The organism is Staphylococcus croceilyticus, assembly GCF_002902575.1.
In the GTDB taxonomy this organism is placed as follows: domain Bacteria; phylum Bacillota; class Bacilli; order Staphylococcales; family Staphylococcaceae; genus Staphylococcus; species Staphylococcus croceilyticus.
Map to the genome: position 1 here is coordinate 18,223 of NZ_PPRD01000007.1, position 16,786 is coordinate 35,008.

Annotated in this window: 14 protein-coding genes, 2 tRNA genes and 1 riboswitch; of the genes, 6 read left to right on the forward strand and 10 right to left on the reverse strand. The window is 32.0% G+C overall.

Annotated elements, in window-relative coordinates; translation table 11 throughout:
• Positions 1-111 precede the first annotated feature (111 nt).
• Positions 112-186, forward strand: a tRNA-Asn gene (locus CD128_RS01405).
• Between the two features lie 3 nt (positions 187-189).
• Positions 190-278: transfer RNA gene (locus tag CD128_RS01410), tRNA-Ser, on the forward strand.
• A gap of 261 nt (positions 279-539) precedes the next feature.
• On the opposite strand, the gene CD128_RS01415 is transcribed toward CD128_RS01410, so the two are convergent.
• Positions 540-1,529: a lipoate--protein ligase gene (locus CD128_RS01415; RefSeq protein WP_103328310.1), complete on the reverse strand. Its 990-nt coding sequence runs from the start codon at positions 1,527-1,529 to the stop codon at positions 540-542.
• A 200-nt stretch (positions 1,530-1,729) separates the two neighbouring features.
• Between CD128_RS01415 and CD128_RS01420 the strand changes: the two genes are divergently transcribed.
• Together CD128_RS01420 and CD128_RS01425 are read left to right on the forward strand one after the other, a co-directional pair.
• Positions 1,730-1,906: a YkvS family protein gene (locus tag CD128_RS01420; protein ID WP_103297526.1), complete on the forward strand. Its 177-nt coding sequence runs from the start codon at positions 1,730-1,732 to the stop codon at positions 1,904-1,906.
• 15 nt (positions 1,907-1,921) lie between these two features.
• Complete coding sequence (locus CD128_RS01425) at positions 1,922-2,524, forward strand: CPBP family glutamic-type intramembrane protease (RefSeq protein ID WP_103328311.1); 603 nt, start codon at positions 1,922-1,924, stop codon at positions 2,522-2,524.
• 274 nt (positions 2,525-2,798) lie between these two features.
• Here CD128_RS01425 and CD128_RS01430 read toward each other — a convergent pair whose 3' ends face one another.
• The 7 genes from CD128_RS01430 to CD128_RS01460 form a co-directional block, all read right to left on the reverse strand.
• On the reverse strand, positions 2,799-4,310 hold the full coding sequence (locus CD128_RS01430; RefSeq protein ID WP_103328312.1) for a bifunctional metallophosphatase/5'-nucleotidase: 1,512 nt from the start codon (positions 4,308-4,310) through the stop codon (positions 2,799-2,801).
• A 130-nt stretch (positions 4,311-4,440) separates the two neighbouring features.
• Positions 4,441-5,799, reverse strand: a complete 1,359-nt coding sequence (locus tag CD128_RS01435; protein ID WP_103328313.1) for a TrkH family potassium uptake protein — start codon at positions 5,797-5,799, stop codon at positions 4,441-4,443.
• An 18-nt stretch (positions 5,800-5,817) separates the two neighbouring features.
• Positions 5,818-7,737 (reverse strand): trypsin-like peptidase domain-containing protein, encoded by a 1,920-nt coding sequence (locus CD128_RS01440; protein ID WP_103328314.1) that lies wholly within the window; start codon positions 7,735-7,737, stop codon positions 5,818-5,820.
• A 238-nt stretch (positions 7,738-7,975) separates the two neighbouring features.
• A complete protein-coding gene (locus CD128_RS01445) occupies positions 7,976-8,770 on the reverse strand; it encodes a TerC family protein (RefSeq protein WP_103328315.1) in 795 nt (264 codons plus the stop codon).
• 71 nt (positions 8,771-8,841) lie between these two features.
• Positions 8,842-8,951, reverse strand: a riboswitch (yybP-ykoY riboswitch).
• Positions 8,952-9,062: 111 nt separating this feature from the next.
• Complete coding sequence (locus CD128_RS01450) at positions 9,063-10,625, reverse strand: peptide chain release factor 3 (protein WP_103328316.1); 1,563 nt, start codon at positions 10,623-10,625, stop codon at positions 9,063-9,065.
• Positions 10,622-10,882, reverse strand: coding sequence for a YueH family protein (locus CD128_RS01455; protein ID WP_103328317.1), 261 nt, complete (start codon positions 10,880-10,882; stop codon positions 10,622-10,624). Before CD128_RS01455 ends, CD128_RS01450 begins: the two co-directional genes overlap by 4 nt.
• Positions 10,872-12,356 (reverse strand): UDP-N-acetylmuramoyl-L-alanyl-D-glutamate--L-lysine ligase, encoded by a 1,485-nt coding sequence (locus CD128_RS01460; protein WP_103328318.1) that lies wholly within the window; start codon positions 12,354-12,356, stop codon positions 10,872-10,874. Before CD128_RS01460 ends, CD128_RS01455 begins: the two co-directional genes overlap by 11 nt.
• 405 nt (positions 12,357-12,761) lie before the next feature.
• Here CD128_RS01460 and CD128_RS01465 point away from each other — a divergent pair, with 405 nt between their 5' ends.
• Positions 12,762-13,937 carry a diglucosyl diacylglycerol synthase gene (locus CD128_RS01465; RefSeq protein ID WP_103328319.1) on the forward strand — a complete coding sequence of 392 codons (1,176 nt, stop codon included), beginning with the start codon at positions 12,762-12,764 and terminating at the stop codon, positions 13,935-13,937.
• Positions 13,915-15,111, forward strand: a complete 1,197-nt coding sequence (gene ltaA / locus CD128_RS01470) for a lipoteichoic acid biosynthesis MFS flippase LtaA (protein ID WP_197730771.1) — start codon at positions 13,915-13,917, stop codon at positions 15,109-15,111. The genes CD128_RS01465 and ltaA overlap by 23 nt, the downstream gene beginning before the upstream one ends.
• 74 nt (positions 15,112-15,185) lie before the next feature.
• On the opposite strand, the gene CD128_RS01475 is transcribed toward ltaA, so the two are convergent.
• Positions 15,186-15,695, reverse strand: a complete 510-nt coding sequence (locus tag CD128_RS01475) for a YjcG family protein (protein WP_103328321.1) — start codon at positions 15,693-15,695, stop codon at positions 15,186-15,188.
• A 193-nt stretch (positions 15,696-15,888) separates the two neighbouring features.
• A complete protein-coding gene (locus CD128_RS01480; protein ID WP_103328322.1) occupies positions 15,889-16,650 on the reverse strand; it encodes an esterase family protein in 762 nt (253 codons plus the stop codon).
• Positions 16,651-16,786 lie beyond the last annotated feature (136 nt).

The following is a 16,786-nucleotide window of genomic DNA, read 5'->3' on the forward strand; positions in this document are numbered from 1 at the left end:
TATAGTGTAAATGTTCCGTATATTTTTTTAAGATTATCCCTTGCATATTTTAAGTTTATTGATATAATAATATTTGTGCTCATTAGAGAGATGAGTTAAAAATTTAATTATTCCGCAGTAGCTCAGTGGTAGAGCTATCGGCTGTTAACCGATCGGTCGTAGGTTCGAATCCTACCTGCGGAGCCATATGGAAACGTACTCAAGTTGGCTGAAGAGGCGCCCCTGCTAAGGGTGTAGGTCGCGAGAGCGGCGCGAGGGTTCGAATCCCTCCGTTTCCGTCATGTAAAACCACCGAAATATTCGGTGGTTTTTTTCTGTTTTATTATCGCTCGCAAAAGCCTTTATTGACGCGGTTTTGAAGCAATTTGAATTTGTAAAATAAAATTGCACTACTCGATTTATTTTAAGTCTTTTTGTTTTTGGTCAACGAGTGGACAATATTGGTGTGAAATTTTGTAACGTGGTCCACTTTGTTGTCCACATAAAAAGAGAAGCGGCTAACAGATACTCTTTACTGTTAACCGCTTCACTCTGTTTAATTAATAAGACATTAATTTTATAATTTCATCTTTTTCAATATCACCGAAATAATGATAGAAATCAAAGTCAGCCATAGCTTCTTGAATATGTGTGTAATCGTGTAATACACCAATTAGCGCTTCTTCTAATTCAGTCACATTCCCCTCACCAAAGAAATCACCAAAGATTTTTGCGTGCTCTATTTTACCTTGTTTAACGTCAAATTTGATTTGCACAAAGCCTTTTTCAAATTTTTCATCACGTTCGAAATTATATTTTGGATTTCTACCAAAGTTCCAATCCCAAGTACGATATTTTTCATTACTTAGTTGTTCAATATTTTTCCAGTCTTCATCTGTAAGTTCGTATTCTTCAACTTCATGTTCGCCAAATATAGTTTTTAAAATAATTTGTTTAAACTCATCGATAGAGATAGATTGTTCTAAAAATTCATCAATATTAGCAACACGTTTACGTACAGATTTCACACCTTTTGATTGAATTTTTTTAGGATTAACTTTTAACGCATTTTGAACTTCTCCTAAGTCACTATTCAACATCAATGTCCCATGGCTAAACATTCTATTTTTCACTTTAACCATTGCATTTCCTGAAATTTTGGCTTGCCCTACTTGAATATCATTTCGTCCTGTCATTTCTGCGTTTACACCCATAGATTGTAAAGCTTGCACGATAGGTTCCGTGAATTTTTTGAAATTATGGAAACTATTACCATCATCATCTGTAATAAAACTAAAGTTTAAATTACCTTGATCATGATATACTGCGCCGCCTCCAGAGATACGTCTCACTACATGAATGTTATGTTCGTCTACATATTTTTTATTAACTTCTTCAATAGTATTTTGGTTTTTACCAACGATAATTGAAGGCTCATTTACATAAAATAAAAAATAACTATCATCAACAGGTAGATGTTTTAATACATATTCTTCCATGGCAAGATTTGTTGTAGGATCGGTAATATTATTGTTACTTACAAATTTCATATTTATCTCTCCTTAATATTCCTCATATATGCCCTTATCTTAGTTATGCCTCAAATAAAAAATTATTGCCAATTATTTACTCAATTATGACATTAATTTTTCAATTGAATTATTATTTTCTATTTTTAGTATATATTTGTTTATTTGTAAGCTAAATTTTAGTACAATATAGTCTAGCTATGATTTGAGGAGGACTCGAAATGACTGTTGCAGAAGTAGGAAATATCGTAGAATTTTATGACGGTTTAAGAGGCCGTGTTGAAAAAATTAATGATAATTCAGTAATTGTTGACTTAACTATAATGGATAACTTCAATGAATTAGACTTACCAGAAAAAACAGTTATTAATCACAAACGATATAAAATCGTTGAATAAGAAGGTTAATAGTAAATGAAAAATATATCAAAGGCATTGATTTGGTTTATTGCTAGTTTTATTGTTTTTCACCTTATCTTGTTTATTATGTGGGGTGAACACCAAGAATATTGGTATCTATATACTGGAATCATGTTAATAGCAGGAATTAGTTACGTTTTTTATCAAAGAGACATTAATTCGAAACGTTTATTAACATCGATTGGCGTAGGTATTTTGACAAGTATTGTTTTAATCGTTATACAATTAATTTTCTCATTATTGTCTTCACAAATAACTTATCCTGAACTTATTAAAGAATTAAGTAGAACAGGTGTTTATTTTAAATGGCAAATGCTAATAACATTAATATTTGTTATTCCATGCCATGAGCTATATATGAGAACTGTGTTACAAAAAGAATTAAGCAATTTCAAACTACCTACTTGGGTAGTTATCCTTATTCCAGCTCTATGTTCAAGTTCACTGTTCATATATCTTGATAAATGGTGGATTGTAACATTCATTTTTGTTGCACAAATCGTATTATCAATAAGTTATCAATATACTCGTCGAATTGTAACTACATCACTTGGCCAAATTGTTGCGATTATATTATTGTTAATATTTCATGGATAAAAAAACTAGGACAAATATAAAATGTCCTAGTCTTTTTTTATATATTGGCAGTAGCTGACTGATTTGAAAATATGCTTAAATTAATCTTTTTTCAAACCTAGTCAGCCTTACCGGGGAGCGGGGCCCCAGCACAAAGAATTTCATTAAAAAATTCTACAAACAAAGCAAGCTGGGGTTGGAAGACGAAATTATTTTAATTTCTGTCTCGCTCCATTTTGTGAAGTAATTTAGTTGAATGCTTCGTTTATATAAATGTAAGGCTTAAATTTAACCTCTAACTTTTAACTTGAAAATTATCAATGACGTTTAATTTATAATCAGGATCTTTCAATTTTTCACTAATAAGCGTACTCATAGAATGTTCAAATGAACCATGATGTACTTTAGCATTCTCTAACAAGTGCTTATAATTTCTATAAGTATAATCCGTCATCGTTACACGGTACGCTTTATCTAACTCAATATCTGTTAGAGTCACGCGATGAAATGGTAATGCAGTCATATCCACTTCATAGCGGAAACCTTGCCATAAAGTGCATAGTGTTTCATCTACAATTGTCATACTAAGTTGATTTTGTTCAAATTGGATATAAGAATACGTATATTCAATAATATCTTTGATTTGACGCCCTTTTATCGTTAGCTCCATAGCCTTATCGGGGTGAGGATAAGCATTATAAATATCTTTATTTGTAATCACACCCTTAAACCCTTGCTCACCATTTTTAGGTACGTTCACACAAGTAATATCATTATCATAAGCTAGTTTAATACTGTCATGTAGCAGTTGTGTAAATGGATGACTTCTACTCAATAAATCTTCTAATCCGTTCACCTGCATCTCTAGATCATTTTCTGACACAATTTCTTTAGACCAATGTTCTATCGCTTTACGATCATAGTGAGTTATATCTAATAATTCCTCATCTTCTGGATAGTTACTCAAATCAATTATTTCAGATTGAACCGCTTCTTTTTCAAATGTATTCGTACGTTTTTTAAATTTTATTTTTACGTGAACTAAATCTTGTGCGTTTTGTCCTGCTTGAATATAAGTCGTTTCATAATCATTACCAATAAAAGTTTGATGTTGATGTGCTGTAATTAGTAAATCAATGACGCCTATTTCTTTCATCAATTTTTCCGCTTCATGCGAACTTTCTCCGTGACGTGGATTGGTTGTATTAATTTTATCTAGCCCACCATGATAAATCACCACTAAAAAGTCTGGATGTTCTTTTTCATGTATATATCTAACCCAACGTTTTGCGGACAGTAATGATTTTTCAATACTAACATCTCGTTCCATTTCTGCGTATTCATTTTTCATCAAACCTTCAGCTGTTAAGCCTACAATAGCAATTTTTACATTGTTCAATTCTTTAATAACATATGGCGTTGAAAAATATGGTTCTTTAGTCAACGCATATTCTATATTAGCTGATAGCCAATGAAAACGTGCTAATGAAACTGCCTTAGTCAAGAATGATAACCCGAATTTAAAATCATCTGGACTAATACCACTAGCATCATATTGCATTGCGTTCATCAATTTAATCATAGGATGTCGTTTATAAGGCGCAACTATTGCATAGTAATGAGCAGCTAATGAACCCGCTAAACTTCCCCCACTATCTAATAAAATGACATTATTGTTTTGCTCTCTAATATTTTTAACATATGTTCCTGCTCGATAAATATTAGACCCAAAATCTCCATTCATAAAATGACTATGCATATCAGATGTTGCTAAAATATCGATATTAATACTTTCATTTCTATCCACGTTTACACACCCCTCATTTAAGGCTAGTTTAACATTTATTATTATCATAGTGTTATTGATATATTTTTGAAAAAGAAAAGACATTCCAAGCAAATTCTTAAATAAATTCACTTGAAATGTCTAAATCAAATTAACCGATTTGAATACGTTCTTTAGGATAACTAAATTTATCTGGTTCTTTACGTCCTGATATCATAATAATAAATGATATTAATCCAACACGACCTATAAACATTAAAATCATAAGAACGATTTTCGTAATACTACTAATATTGTCTGTTACCCCTAATGACAAGCCACATGTACCGAAGGCAGACATCACTTCAAAGAAGACTTGTAAGAAACTAAGATTATTTTTTTCAGTGGCTAAGATAATAATCATACTTACAAAAGTAAGTACTGAAGCCATTGTAAATACAGCAAATGATCTTTGAATATCAACCACATGAATTTCTCTATTATATACTTTAATTGAAGTTTTCTCAGAATTATTATTAAAATTAATTACGAAGAGAATTAATATCGCAAATGTTGTTGTACGAATACCCCCACCTACTGAACTAGGAGAAGATCCAATAAACATTAAGATACTCATGATTACATTCGTAGCATCACTTAATTGAGTAACATCAATAGTTTGTAATCCAGCACTTCGCGTAGTAGCAGATTGAAACAGAGCGTAAAATAATGATTGATGCCAACTTAACCCTTTAAAAGCGTTATTATGCTCTAATGCTAAAATAGCTAATACCCCAAATGTGAATAAAAAGAAATATGTTGTCGTAGTGATTTTAGTAAATAAAGAGAATCTAAAATGACTTACTCTATTTCTAATATAAGCACGTACTTCCAATAACACTGGAAATCCAATAGACCCTAGGATGATAAGAAACATTACTATCGTTTGCACAAAATAATCATTTGCATATGGAATTAAGGATTGTCCTGTTATGTCTAAACCGCCGTTTGTAGTAGCAGATATAGAAACAAATAATCCTTGCATTAACGCATTTTTTAAATCTGGATTATCTCTATAGAAGTAAAACGCTAATAATAATGCTCCAATAAATTCAATAGTGACAATTGTTTTAATAATTTCCAAGATTAGTTTCACTGTGCCACTCATCGTATCTTTGTTATTATCTAGCATGATTAATTGACGCTCTCGAATTCCAATATGTTTACCGAGCACTACCCACAAAACTGTACCAATGGCCATTACGCCAATACCGCCAATATTTAGGATGATGAGTATAATGATTTGCCCAAATGCGGAATATGTATCCACAATATTTACTGGTGTTAACCCTGTTACACTGATCCCAGAAACAGCTACAAACAAAGTATCAATTGGCGAAACGTTCACACCTGGCTTATGCACAAAAGGAAGATTTAATAATAAAAAAGCGACAATTATGGCTATTAGATAATATAAAACAATCCCTTGTTGAGGACTTGATTTTTTAAGTAACTTACTGAAAATAGACATTAACTTGTCACCTCAACGTTATTTTAATTTTATTTTTATCTTTTGAGATTTTCCATCTCTAAAAATTTTCGCGGACAATGTTTTTAAATCTTGTCTGTGTTCAAAAAGAATTTGTCTATACTGTAAATTATCTTTTAGAATTTTACTATCTAATTCTACAACGACATCGCCAGTTTTTAAACCAGATTTTTCACCTAACCCACCATCTTTTAATTTTTCAACTATAATACCTTGTTTAATATCATTAGGTATCTTATAGATTTTTCTCTCATAACTGTTCAGTTCTGTTACGTTTCCAATGGCTATTCCTGTATTTGGATATTTAATTTTTCCGCTTTTTTCCAATTCATTAGCTATAGATTGTGCCTCATTAATAGGTATTGCAAAGCCCATTCCTTCAACACTCGGCATATTTATTTTGAGAGATACTACCCCAATTAAGTCTCCATTTTTATCCATGACCGCACCACCAGAATTTCCTGGATTTACAGGTGCATCAACTTGGAAAGCTTTAATGAGTTCATCATTAATATTATCTTTATCAAAATCGACTGGTACTAAACGATTAATTCCCGAAATAATACCTTTAGACACAGTATTTTTAAAGTCATTTCCTAAAGGATTCCCTATTACTAAAATAGATTCTCCTACTACTAAGTGATTTGAGTTTCCAATATGAAGTGGCTTAAGATTACTATCTTTTAATTTAACTTTAAGCACTGCTATATCAGACCACTTGTCTTTACCTACAAGCGTTGCTTGAGCAGTCTTATTACCATCATAAGTTATTTTAATATAGTCACTTTGATCTATGATATGTGTATTCGTCAAAATAAAAATAGTGTCGCCTACAGTTTTGTAGACGACACCTGAGCCAAGTTCATTATCTGAATTTATATTTGTTTTTTGAACTGAAGTATTCTTAGGTGTGTTACTTTCGACTGTTACGACTGATTTAACAGCGTTATTAGCAATTTTCATAGTTGTGGTATACTTCTTATCATTAATTTCGCTTTGATTAATATTTTGATTATGTTTTGAGTGAGAAAAAATCGAATTTAGTATTAAAATTAATAACAGAATAATGATAGCAATAACAATTTTAATCCAATGGCGTTGTAGAAAGGCTTTCACTTTGTCCATTGTTTCGTTACTGTTATTAGATTTTGCCGTTTCTTGGTGAGAATCAACATTCTTCTTAGTGTTACTTTCATTTCTTGATTTTTCTTGAGCCTTTAATTCTTTATCTTCTTTTACTTCTTGAGCCTTTAATTCTTTATCTTCTTTTACTTTTTGAGTTGATAATTTTTTGTGATTATCTTTTGCATCATATTTATTTTCTTCTTTGTTTTTCTTCACGTTTTTTTGTGGTTTCTCAGTTGATGTTGTGTTATTTACTACACTATGTGGTTCACGCTTACTATCTATGTCATTTGTTTGATTATCGTAGACTGTTTCAACTTTTTGCTTTTTAGTTTTATCTTTATTCTCAGTACTTTGTTTATCTTTTTCTTTATTTTTCTTTACTCTACTATATGTAGGCTGAGATGCTTTTTCTTTATTTGAGTGACGTTTTGATTGTTCACTATCTGTAGGATGATTATTTTCTTCTTTTAAACGTTGTTCTTCAGGTAATGTTAAATTATGTTCTTTATATTCTTCTTTGCTAGAAGAGTTACTATTGTTAGCTCTTAATTTTGCTTCATGTTGTTGCTGTTGTATTTCTTCTTGAGTTAATTTTTCAATTCTAGCTTTTCTTAAGTTATCTCGAACGCGTTCTTCATTTACCTTTACTAATTGTTGTTCTTTTTCGGCTAAACGTTCACGTTCTTCTTTCTCACGTGCAATTCTCTCTTCACGTTCTTCATTATGAAAATATTCATGACGCTTACGACGATATTTATCGCGTGGTATGACGTGCTTTTTATCATTATTCAAAGCTGTCCACTCCTAACTTTATAATCACTACCTATAAATAATTATGTATCATTTTATCATCTTACTGATGTCTAATAGATTTTGTTAATTTTAAGTAATATATTCATTAATTAAATTTTAATATCAAAAGTACTAATAAGCAATGAATAGGCCGTTTATTTTCTTAGTTTTATAAGAAAAGTACCTTTCAAAGCTTGTTTAGAATTAAACTTTAAAAGGCACTAATTATATTTTTTAATTATTTTGCTTTCTTTTTATTATTGCGTACTGATGTTAACCAGCCAATTACAACTAATAAAATCATGACAACCCAGAAGATTGTTTGCCATAGCGCACTATGCGGGAAATCTTCAGGTAAAACACCAATGTCTTTATGAGCAAGTACGATAATGACTAATTTGATACCTACCCATCCAACGATAGCGAAGGCAGCTCCTTCTAAGCCTGGGTATTTATTTAATAGGTCAACAAACCATGTTGCTGCGAAACGCATTAAAATAACACCAATCATTCCACCTACAAACATAACACCAAATTGACCTAAATCCATTCCGCCAAAGTGAATGCCCACTTTAGGAAGTGTTACGGCAATTGCCATAGCAGCTAACATAGAGTCAATCGCAAATGCGATATCTGCAAATTCTACTTTAAATACAGTGCCCCAGAATTGTAGAGGACTTACTTTCTTTTCAACACCAGACTCATCATAGTGATGGTCGTCTCCTTCTTCATGTTCATCTTCTTTCTTATGGAAGAAATTCCAAAGATTTCTAATAGACATGAAGATTAAATATGCAGCACCAATAGCTTGGATAAACCAGAAATTAACAATAATACTAATTAAGAATAATGCAATAAAACGGAATACAAATGCACCTAAAAGGCCATAGAATAATGCTTTTTTACGCTGTTCAGGTGGCAAATGTTTTACCATTACAGCCATTACGACAGCATTATCTGCTGCTAATAATCCTTCTAAAAATACAAGGACTAAAACTACCCATAAATATGGTAATATCAAACTCGGATCCATAGGGGACAACTCCTTTTTTCATTTTATACAAATAAAGAGACCTATGCTAAATAATAGCAAAGGTCTCACTTAGCAATTCATTTGCCCACTTTACCGGAAGCTATGGCTTCGTAATGACGATAAAGTGTTAAACCACTTTGTTCAAACTGTGGTTCTCAAGTTACTCCCCTCTGACAATATGTCATAGGTATTCATTTGTTATGTGTATTATAACCAATATTCACAATAATATACAATTATAATTGATTATATTGTCCTATTTTAATTATAAATTTAGCTAAATGGCCCATGCTTACAGTAAACTATAAAGTTTAATGTCTGGGAATTTTTCTTCAAACCAACGCGTAGCAAATTCGTTTTCAAATAAGAAGACAAAGTTATCATATCTATCTTTCACTAAAATTGAACGAGATGTATTCATTTTATCTTGAATATCGTCTTCATTTTCAATCCAACGTGCTATTTTCCTACCTACAGGTTCCATTACTACATCTACGTTGTACTCATTTTTCATACGATGCTCGAACACTTCAAATTGTAATTGTCCTACTGCACCAAGAATGATTTGGTTAGTATGCAACGTTTTATAGTATTGAATCGCACCTTCTTGTACTAATTGTTCAATACCTTTATGGAAGTGTTTTTGCTTCATAACGTTTTTCGCAGACACTTTCATAAATATCTCTGGAGTGAACTGTGGTAAATCTTGGAAACTAAATTTTTGTTTACCACCTACTAATGTATCGCCAATTTGATAGTTACCAGTGTCATATAAACCAATGATGTCTCCTGCTACGGCATGGTTAACTGTTTCTTTATCATCGGCCATAAATGATGTTGAACGTGTAATCTTTTGTTTTTTCTCAGTACGTTGTAAAGTAACATCCATACCACGTTCAAATGCACCACTCACTACACGCATAAACGCAATTCTATCACGGTGTTTAGGGTCCATGTTTGCTTGAATTTTGAAAATAAATCCTGAGAATTCTTCATCAAATGGACTTACTTCTACATCTTCATTAGTTTGACGTGCATTTGGCATAGGTGCATGGTCTACGTAAGCATTTAAAAAGTTCTGAACGCCAAAGTTTGCTAAAGCTGAACCGAAGAATACAGGCGTTAATTCACCGTTTAATAACGCTTCGTTATCAAATTCCTCTCCTGCTTCTTCAACTAGCATAAATTCCTCAATAGCTTGTTCGAACGCGCTGTCATTAGTAATTGCATGATCTTCTTCTAATTCGTAATCATCATTTAAATGTAAAACATTTTCCTCGTCTCTAAATGGTTCAATTGATTTAGATTGGCGATCAATGATACCAAAGAAACTTTGTCCCATGCCGATTGGCCAGTTCATTGGGTAAGTATCAATGTTTAAAGTTTCTTCAATTTCATCTAATAATTCAAATGGTTCTTTACCTACACGGTCTAACTTATTAATAAATGTGAAAATTGGAATACCTCTCATTTTACATACTTTGAATAATTTCAATGTTTGAGGTTCAATCCCTTTTGCACAGTCAATAACCATCACGGCACTGTCTACAGCCATTAACGTACGATACGTATCTTCAGAGAAGTCTTCGTGCCCTGGCGTATCTAAGATATTAATTTTGAAATCATCGTAATCAAATTGCATTACAGAACTTGTTACAGAGATACCACGTTCTTGTTCTACTTTCATCCAGTCACTCGTAGCAAACTTTCCAGTTTTTTTACCTTTAACTGTACCTGCTTCACGAATCGCTCCACTAAAATACAATAATTTTTCAGTTAACGTTGTTTTACCAGCATCTGGGTGAGAGATAATGGCAAACGTCTTTCTTGACTCTACTTCTTCTTTTAAACTCATTTAATATTCTCCTTCAAATCATTCGCAATCCATTCAGATAATTTAGAAGCAATACGCGTTGCTTCATTTTCATCTTTAAAAGTAAACAATTGCATTACTAATTCTTCTTCGATTTCATTCATACTCATGTCTTTATAATCAATTTCTACAGACCAAAACATATCTGGAATAGCAATCATTAGCTGTTCTCTCTCATCATTTTTATAAAGATATACATTGACAACTTCATTTTGTTCAGAAAGTTGTTTAATCCTCAACTGGGCCACCGCCAAATTTTTTATAAGCTGCTTCTAAGCCGATTAAATCATCTCTGTGAGGCACTTTAACATGTCCTGGCATGATTTGATATGGTTCTCTTCCTTTAGAAGCTAAGACGACTGTGTCCCCTGGCTTTGCGACATCAATCGCATGTCTAATACCTTCAGCTCTATCGTCAAATTCAACATAGTTATCATGTGTAGCGCCTTTGGCTAGTTCGCCAGTTAACATTTTAGGATCGTCATTCGCTGGGTTGTCTGGTGTGAAAATCACATAGTCTGCACGACATGCAACTGCGCCCATTTCAGGCGTTTTAGTTAAGTCACGTTCGCCAGCCATACCTACTAAAAAGATAAGCTTTTGTTTTACAAATGGTTTAACCGCATCGATAAGTTTATTCATACCGTCAGCAGTGTGGGCATAGTCTATAATTAAATCAATCGGTAATGATGGATCTAACACTTCCAAACGGCCTTCTACTGGTTCTAATGATTTAACGACGCGTACAATATCTTCCATATTAGTGCCTTTACTCCAAACAGCAATCATTGCAGCCATAATGTTTGAAATATTAAACTTACCAACATATGGTGATTGCACATGATATGTGCCAACTGGTGTTACAAAGTCAAACTGAACACCTTGTAATGACTCTTGGATATTCTTCGCCATAAATTGTGCTTCATTATCTATGCCATAACTAAAAATTTCAAACGGTGTCACTGAAGCTAGATATTCTGAAAAACCGTCATCATTATTTAAGACAACATATTTTTCTTTAGATAAATCTTCGCCTAATTGACTAAACAGCAATGATTTAGCATGTCCATACGCTTCCATTGTACCGTGGAAGTCTAAGTGGTCTTGTGTAAGGTTAGAGAAGATAGCAACATCAAATTCTACACCACGTAATCTTCCTAATGATAAGCCGTGACTTGAAACTTCCATCGTCATTGCTTCAGCCTTTTTATCGACTGCTTCTTTAATTTTTTTAGTTAATGAAACTGTTTCTGGTGTAGTATTTGCACCTTTAGTCTTTTGCTCATTAATTTGAAAGCCATTTGTGCCCAAGTATGCACTGCCTTTTCCTAAGCCTCTGAAAATGAAATGAATCATCGTAGCGATTGATGTTTTACCATTTGTCCCTGTCACACCGAATGTATCTAGCTTTTGGCTAGGATAATCAAATAACGTGTGCGCAAGTAAACTTGCTACTCTTAATGTATCTGGAACGATGATTTGTGTTACATCGCCATTAATTTCTTGTTTGTGGTTCACTACTATAATTTTAGCGCCTTGATCAACTACATTTTGGCAAAACTTATGGCTGTCAACAGTATATCCTTTTGATGCGACAAATATACTTCCTTCTTTTGCTGTACGTGAATCTGTAGTAATATCATTTACATTTATATCTAAAGTTCCAATAACTTCTTTGACTCTTATTTTTTCGAACAACTCATTCGCATTCAAAATGTCTCGCTCCTTTTTTTACAATAATTCTATTATACACGTTTTAAAGACGTTGATAAATTCATTATTATCAGATTAAATCATTTTAATCACTTGATTTGATACTTACTCACAATCTAACAATTATTTCAATTCCACTTAAAATATCTATTTATTAATTTGAAGTTAACTATTTTAAAATTATATATATATCCAGCTTTATAACAATACATTTGAACGCTTTAATGCTAGGATATAAGTATAAACGGCGAGTATTCACTACCGCATTATGCTATAATGCACTATAAATGAAATTAATAGGTTTAATATAGGTTATAAATTTCTTTTAATAAATACTAATTTTAGCCTTCATATATTCCTAATTTTTATAAGTAATAAATTTAAATTATTGGAGGGTGACTATTAATGGTTACTCAAAATAAAAAGTTATTGATTATTACCGGGTCATTTGGAAATGGTCATTTACAAGTAACACAAAGTGTCGTTAATCAACTTAATCAAATGAATTTACCTCACTTAACGGTGATTGAACATGACTTATTTATGGAAGCCCATCCTATATTAACTTCTATATGTAAGAAATGGTATATTAATAGCTTTAAATATTTTAGAAATATGTATAAAAACTTTTATTATAGTCGCCCAGATGAATTAGATAAATGTTTTTATAAATATTATGGCTTAAATAAATTAATTAATTTACTACTTAAGGAGAAGCCAGATTTAATATTATTGACATTCCCTACTCCGGTTATGTCAGTTTTAACCGAACAATTTAATATGCGAATTCCAATTGCTACGGTAATGACGGACTATCGTCTGCAGAAAAACTGGATTACGCCAAACTCACACAGATATTACGTAGCGACAGAAGATACGAAGAAAGACTTTATGAATGTAGGTATTCCTGCCTCTGATATTAAAGTGACAGGTATCCCTATTTCAGATAAATTTGAAGCGGACATTGATAAAGAGGCATGGTTAACGCAGCATCATCTTAATCCAGATAAGCCTACTATTTTAATGTCAGCTGGTGCCTTTGGCGTTTCTAAGGGCTTTGAATATATGATTGAAAATATTTTAGAAAAAAGTCCACATTCTCAAATCGTAATGATATGTGGTCGAAGTAAAGCTCTGAAACGTAATTTAGAATTACAATTTAAATCATATGATAATGTCCTTATTCTAGGTTATACAAAAAATATGAATGAATGGATGGCATCTAGCCAACTTATGATTACCAAACCAGGTGGCATCACTATTTCTGAAGGTTTAACTCGAAGTTTGCCTATGATTTTCTTAAATCCTGCGCCTGGTCAAGAATTAGAAAATGCCCATTACTTCCAAGAAAAAGGGTATGGCAAAATAGCTAATACACCTGAAGAAGCAATTGAAGTAGTGGCTGATTTAACTAATCATGAAGATACACTGAAAGCAATGAGCGAAAAAATGGCGAATGAAAAAGTTGATTATTCAACATATAGATTATGTACCGACTTATTAAATATTCTAGATAGTTCATCGCAACAACAAGAAATTTATGGAAAGGTGCCCCTATATGCCAAGTTCTTCGTTAAATAATAAAAATATAAGTAAAAATTTTAAGATAATGCTTATTATTCTATTTTTAATGGAATTTGCTAGAGGGATGTATATTTTAAGTTACATCAATTACTTACCTACTGTTACTTCTATTGCAGTAGGCGTAACCTCAGCAGCTTTATCGATTCATTTTATTTCCGATGCAGCAACTAATTTTGTCATCGGTTTCTTATTAAAAAAGTTCGGTACTAAAATTGTCTTAACTTTAGGATTCTTACTTGCTTTTGTCAGTTTATTCTTAGTTATCTTTTTCCCAGCTAATCCAATAATCATTATATTTAGTGCTATCATGCTAGGTATTGCTGTTAGTCCTATTTGGGTTATTATGTTATCCAGTGTTGAAGAAGATCAGCGTGGTAAACAAATGGGATATGTATACTTTGCATGGTTATTAGGTTTGCTAGTGGGTTGGGCTTTTATGAATGTATTAGTGAAACTACATCCAACACGTTTTGCGTTTATGATGTCTCTAGTTGTTGTTATTGCATGGGTATTATATTACTTTGTTGATATAAAATTAACGAATTATAATACCAAGCCCGTAAGTGAACAACTGGGTCAAATTGTTGATGTAATGAAACGTCATCTTGTATTATTCCCAGGTATTTTATTACAAGGTGCTTCAATCTCAGCTTTACTCCCTATTTTACCTACGTATGCCACTAAAGTTGTTGGTGTGAGTACAATTGAATATACTGTCGCTATAGCGATTGGTGGTATTGGTTGTGCTATTTCAATGCTATTTTTATCTAAAATTATTGATAAAAATAGTCGAGGGTTTATGTATGGAATTATCTTTACAGGTTTCATATTATTTACAGCTTTCATCTTCGGATTATCATTAGTTACAAATATTATTATTGTATGGATTGTAGCAATCTTTATCGGATTAATGTATGGTATCTTATTACCAGCTTGGAACACATTTATGGCAGGTCAAATTGATCCTTCTGAACAAGAGGAAACGTGGGGCGTGTTTAACAGTGTTCAAGGCTTTGGTTCAATGATTGGGCCTTTATTCGGTGGTCTTATTGCGCAGTTCTCAAATGGTTTAAGTAACACATTTTATTTTTCAGCATTTATCTTTTTAGTGCTAGCTGTATTTTATGGCATTTATTTTATGAAAAGTGGACGTAAACAAAAACGCTTTTAATTAATATTAAAAAAGGGTCTAGAAACGAGTGTTATTACACTTATTTCTAGACCCTTATTCAATATATTAAATAATTACGCTAATTTGAAAGTATCAATTACTTTCCATTTATCTTCTTCATCGTCATAACGTAATAATGAAAGTTCATCGATAATTTCTTTATGGTCTACCCCTGCTAATTCTACTTGACCATAGATATCTTCAAATTCTTGGCTAGATAAGCCTTGAGCAATTGTAAAGTGAGGCACGAAAGGATGTTCCGCTTCATCGTGAAAATCTCCAGCATTAAACTTATTGAAAAGTTGTTCTAACTCATCAGTTTTAGTAACTTTAAAATAAATAACGTTATTTGTAGGTTTAAAACTTGAAGCTTTTGTTGCATGTACTTCAATTGGTTTTAAACCTTCTAATCTTTTTGAAACTTCTTCTTTTACTGAATCTAATTCTTCATCATTAATTTCAAAATGTGATTTAATCGTAATGTGAGGCATGATACGTGCATATTCAGTATCATAACGTTTACGATAACCGTTCACTTCTTCTTGGAATGATTTTGACGGAATTAATGCTAATCCTATATTCATTGAAATTCCTCCTTTGTTTAACATAGTTCCATTATAGCAAAATTCTATATATTACGTTATTAGTTAATAGAATTTTTTGAAAAGGTTTACAATATTGAAATATTAAGCCTAATCTGCCTTTCCTCTTCTTGAAAAAGAGTGCTCCACCTATGCTATTAATTAACAATACCCTTTTCCTAAAAAATATAACTATTTACACTTCATTAGATAGTAATGGAATATCTTCGTTTAAAAAATAATTTAAAATATCAGCTAACATAGGCTTCCAAGATTTCCAATTATGACCACCATCAAATTCAGTATATTGATAAGTTATGCCACATTGCTTAATAGCTTTAGAAAGTTCCCTGTTAGGTGTTAAAAAGTTCGCGCGCTCACCATTAGTTGGGAGTTTAAAATCTTCTTCCTCTTTACCAATAGCATGCCAAATGGTTAATTCTTTATATTGTATACAACTATTTAATTTATCGAGCACTGTATGATCAGAATGTGGGCTTAGCATAGCGACTTGACTAAATATAGTTGGATACGTAAGTGCTGTAAGCAGAGCAATACTTCCTGCTAGGCTATCACCCATTAATATTCTGGCATTCCCTACTTTGAAAGTTGGAAAAGTGTTATCAATAAATGGTAATAATTCTTTACCCACTGCTTGAACTGTCTTACTACTACGACTACCTTGAGGATGAAATTCTTCTCGACGTTTATCTACATCTTCATAATGGAAGCCAACGATAATAGCGCGTTGAATTTGATTTTCTCTTCTTAAGCGTTCGTATTCACGTTGAAGTCTCCCAAAACGTAAAAAGTCGAGTCCATCAAAACAAATGATGACTTGATATTTAAATAGTTCTGAATAATCTTCTGGTAGATAAACAGATAGCGTAACATCTCTTTCTAAAATATGACTATGTAGAATGTGTTTATTGATTTTACCAGGTTTAAAATTCGCCATTGTTATTGTTGCCCCCTCTAAATAATACCTTTATTGTACCAAATTTAAATAAGACTTTTAAATCACTGATTAATATAAAATAACGTCATTTAATTAAATAATTAAACGCTTTATAACGTAAATTATTTTGGTTATC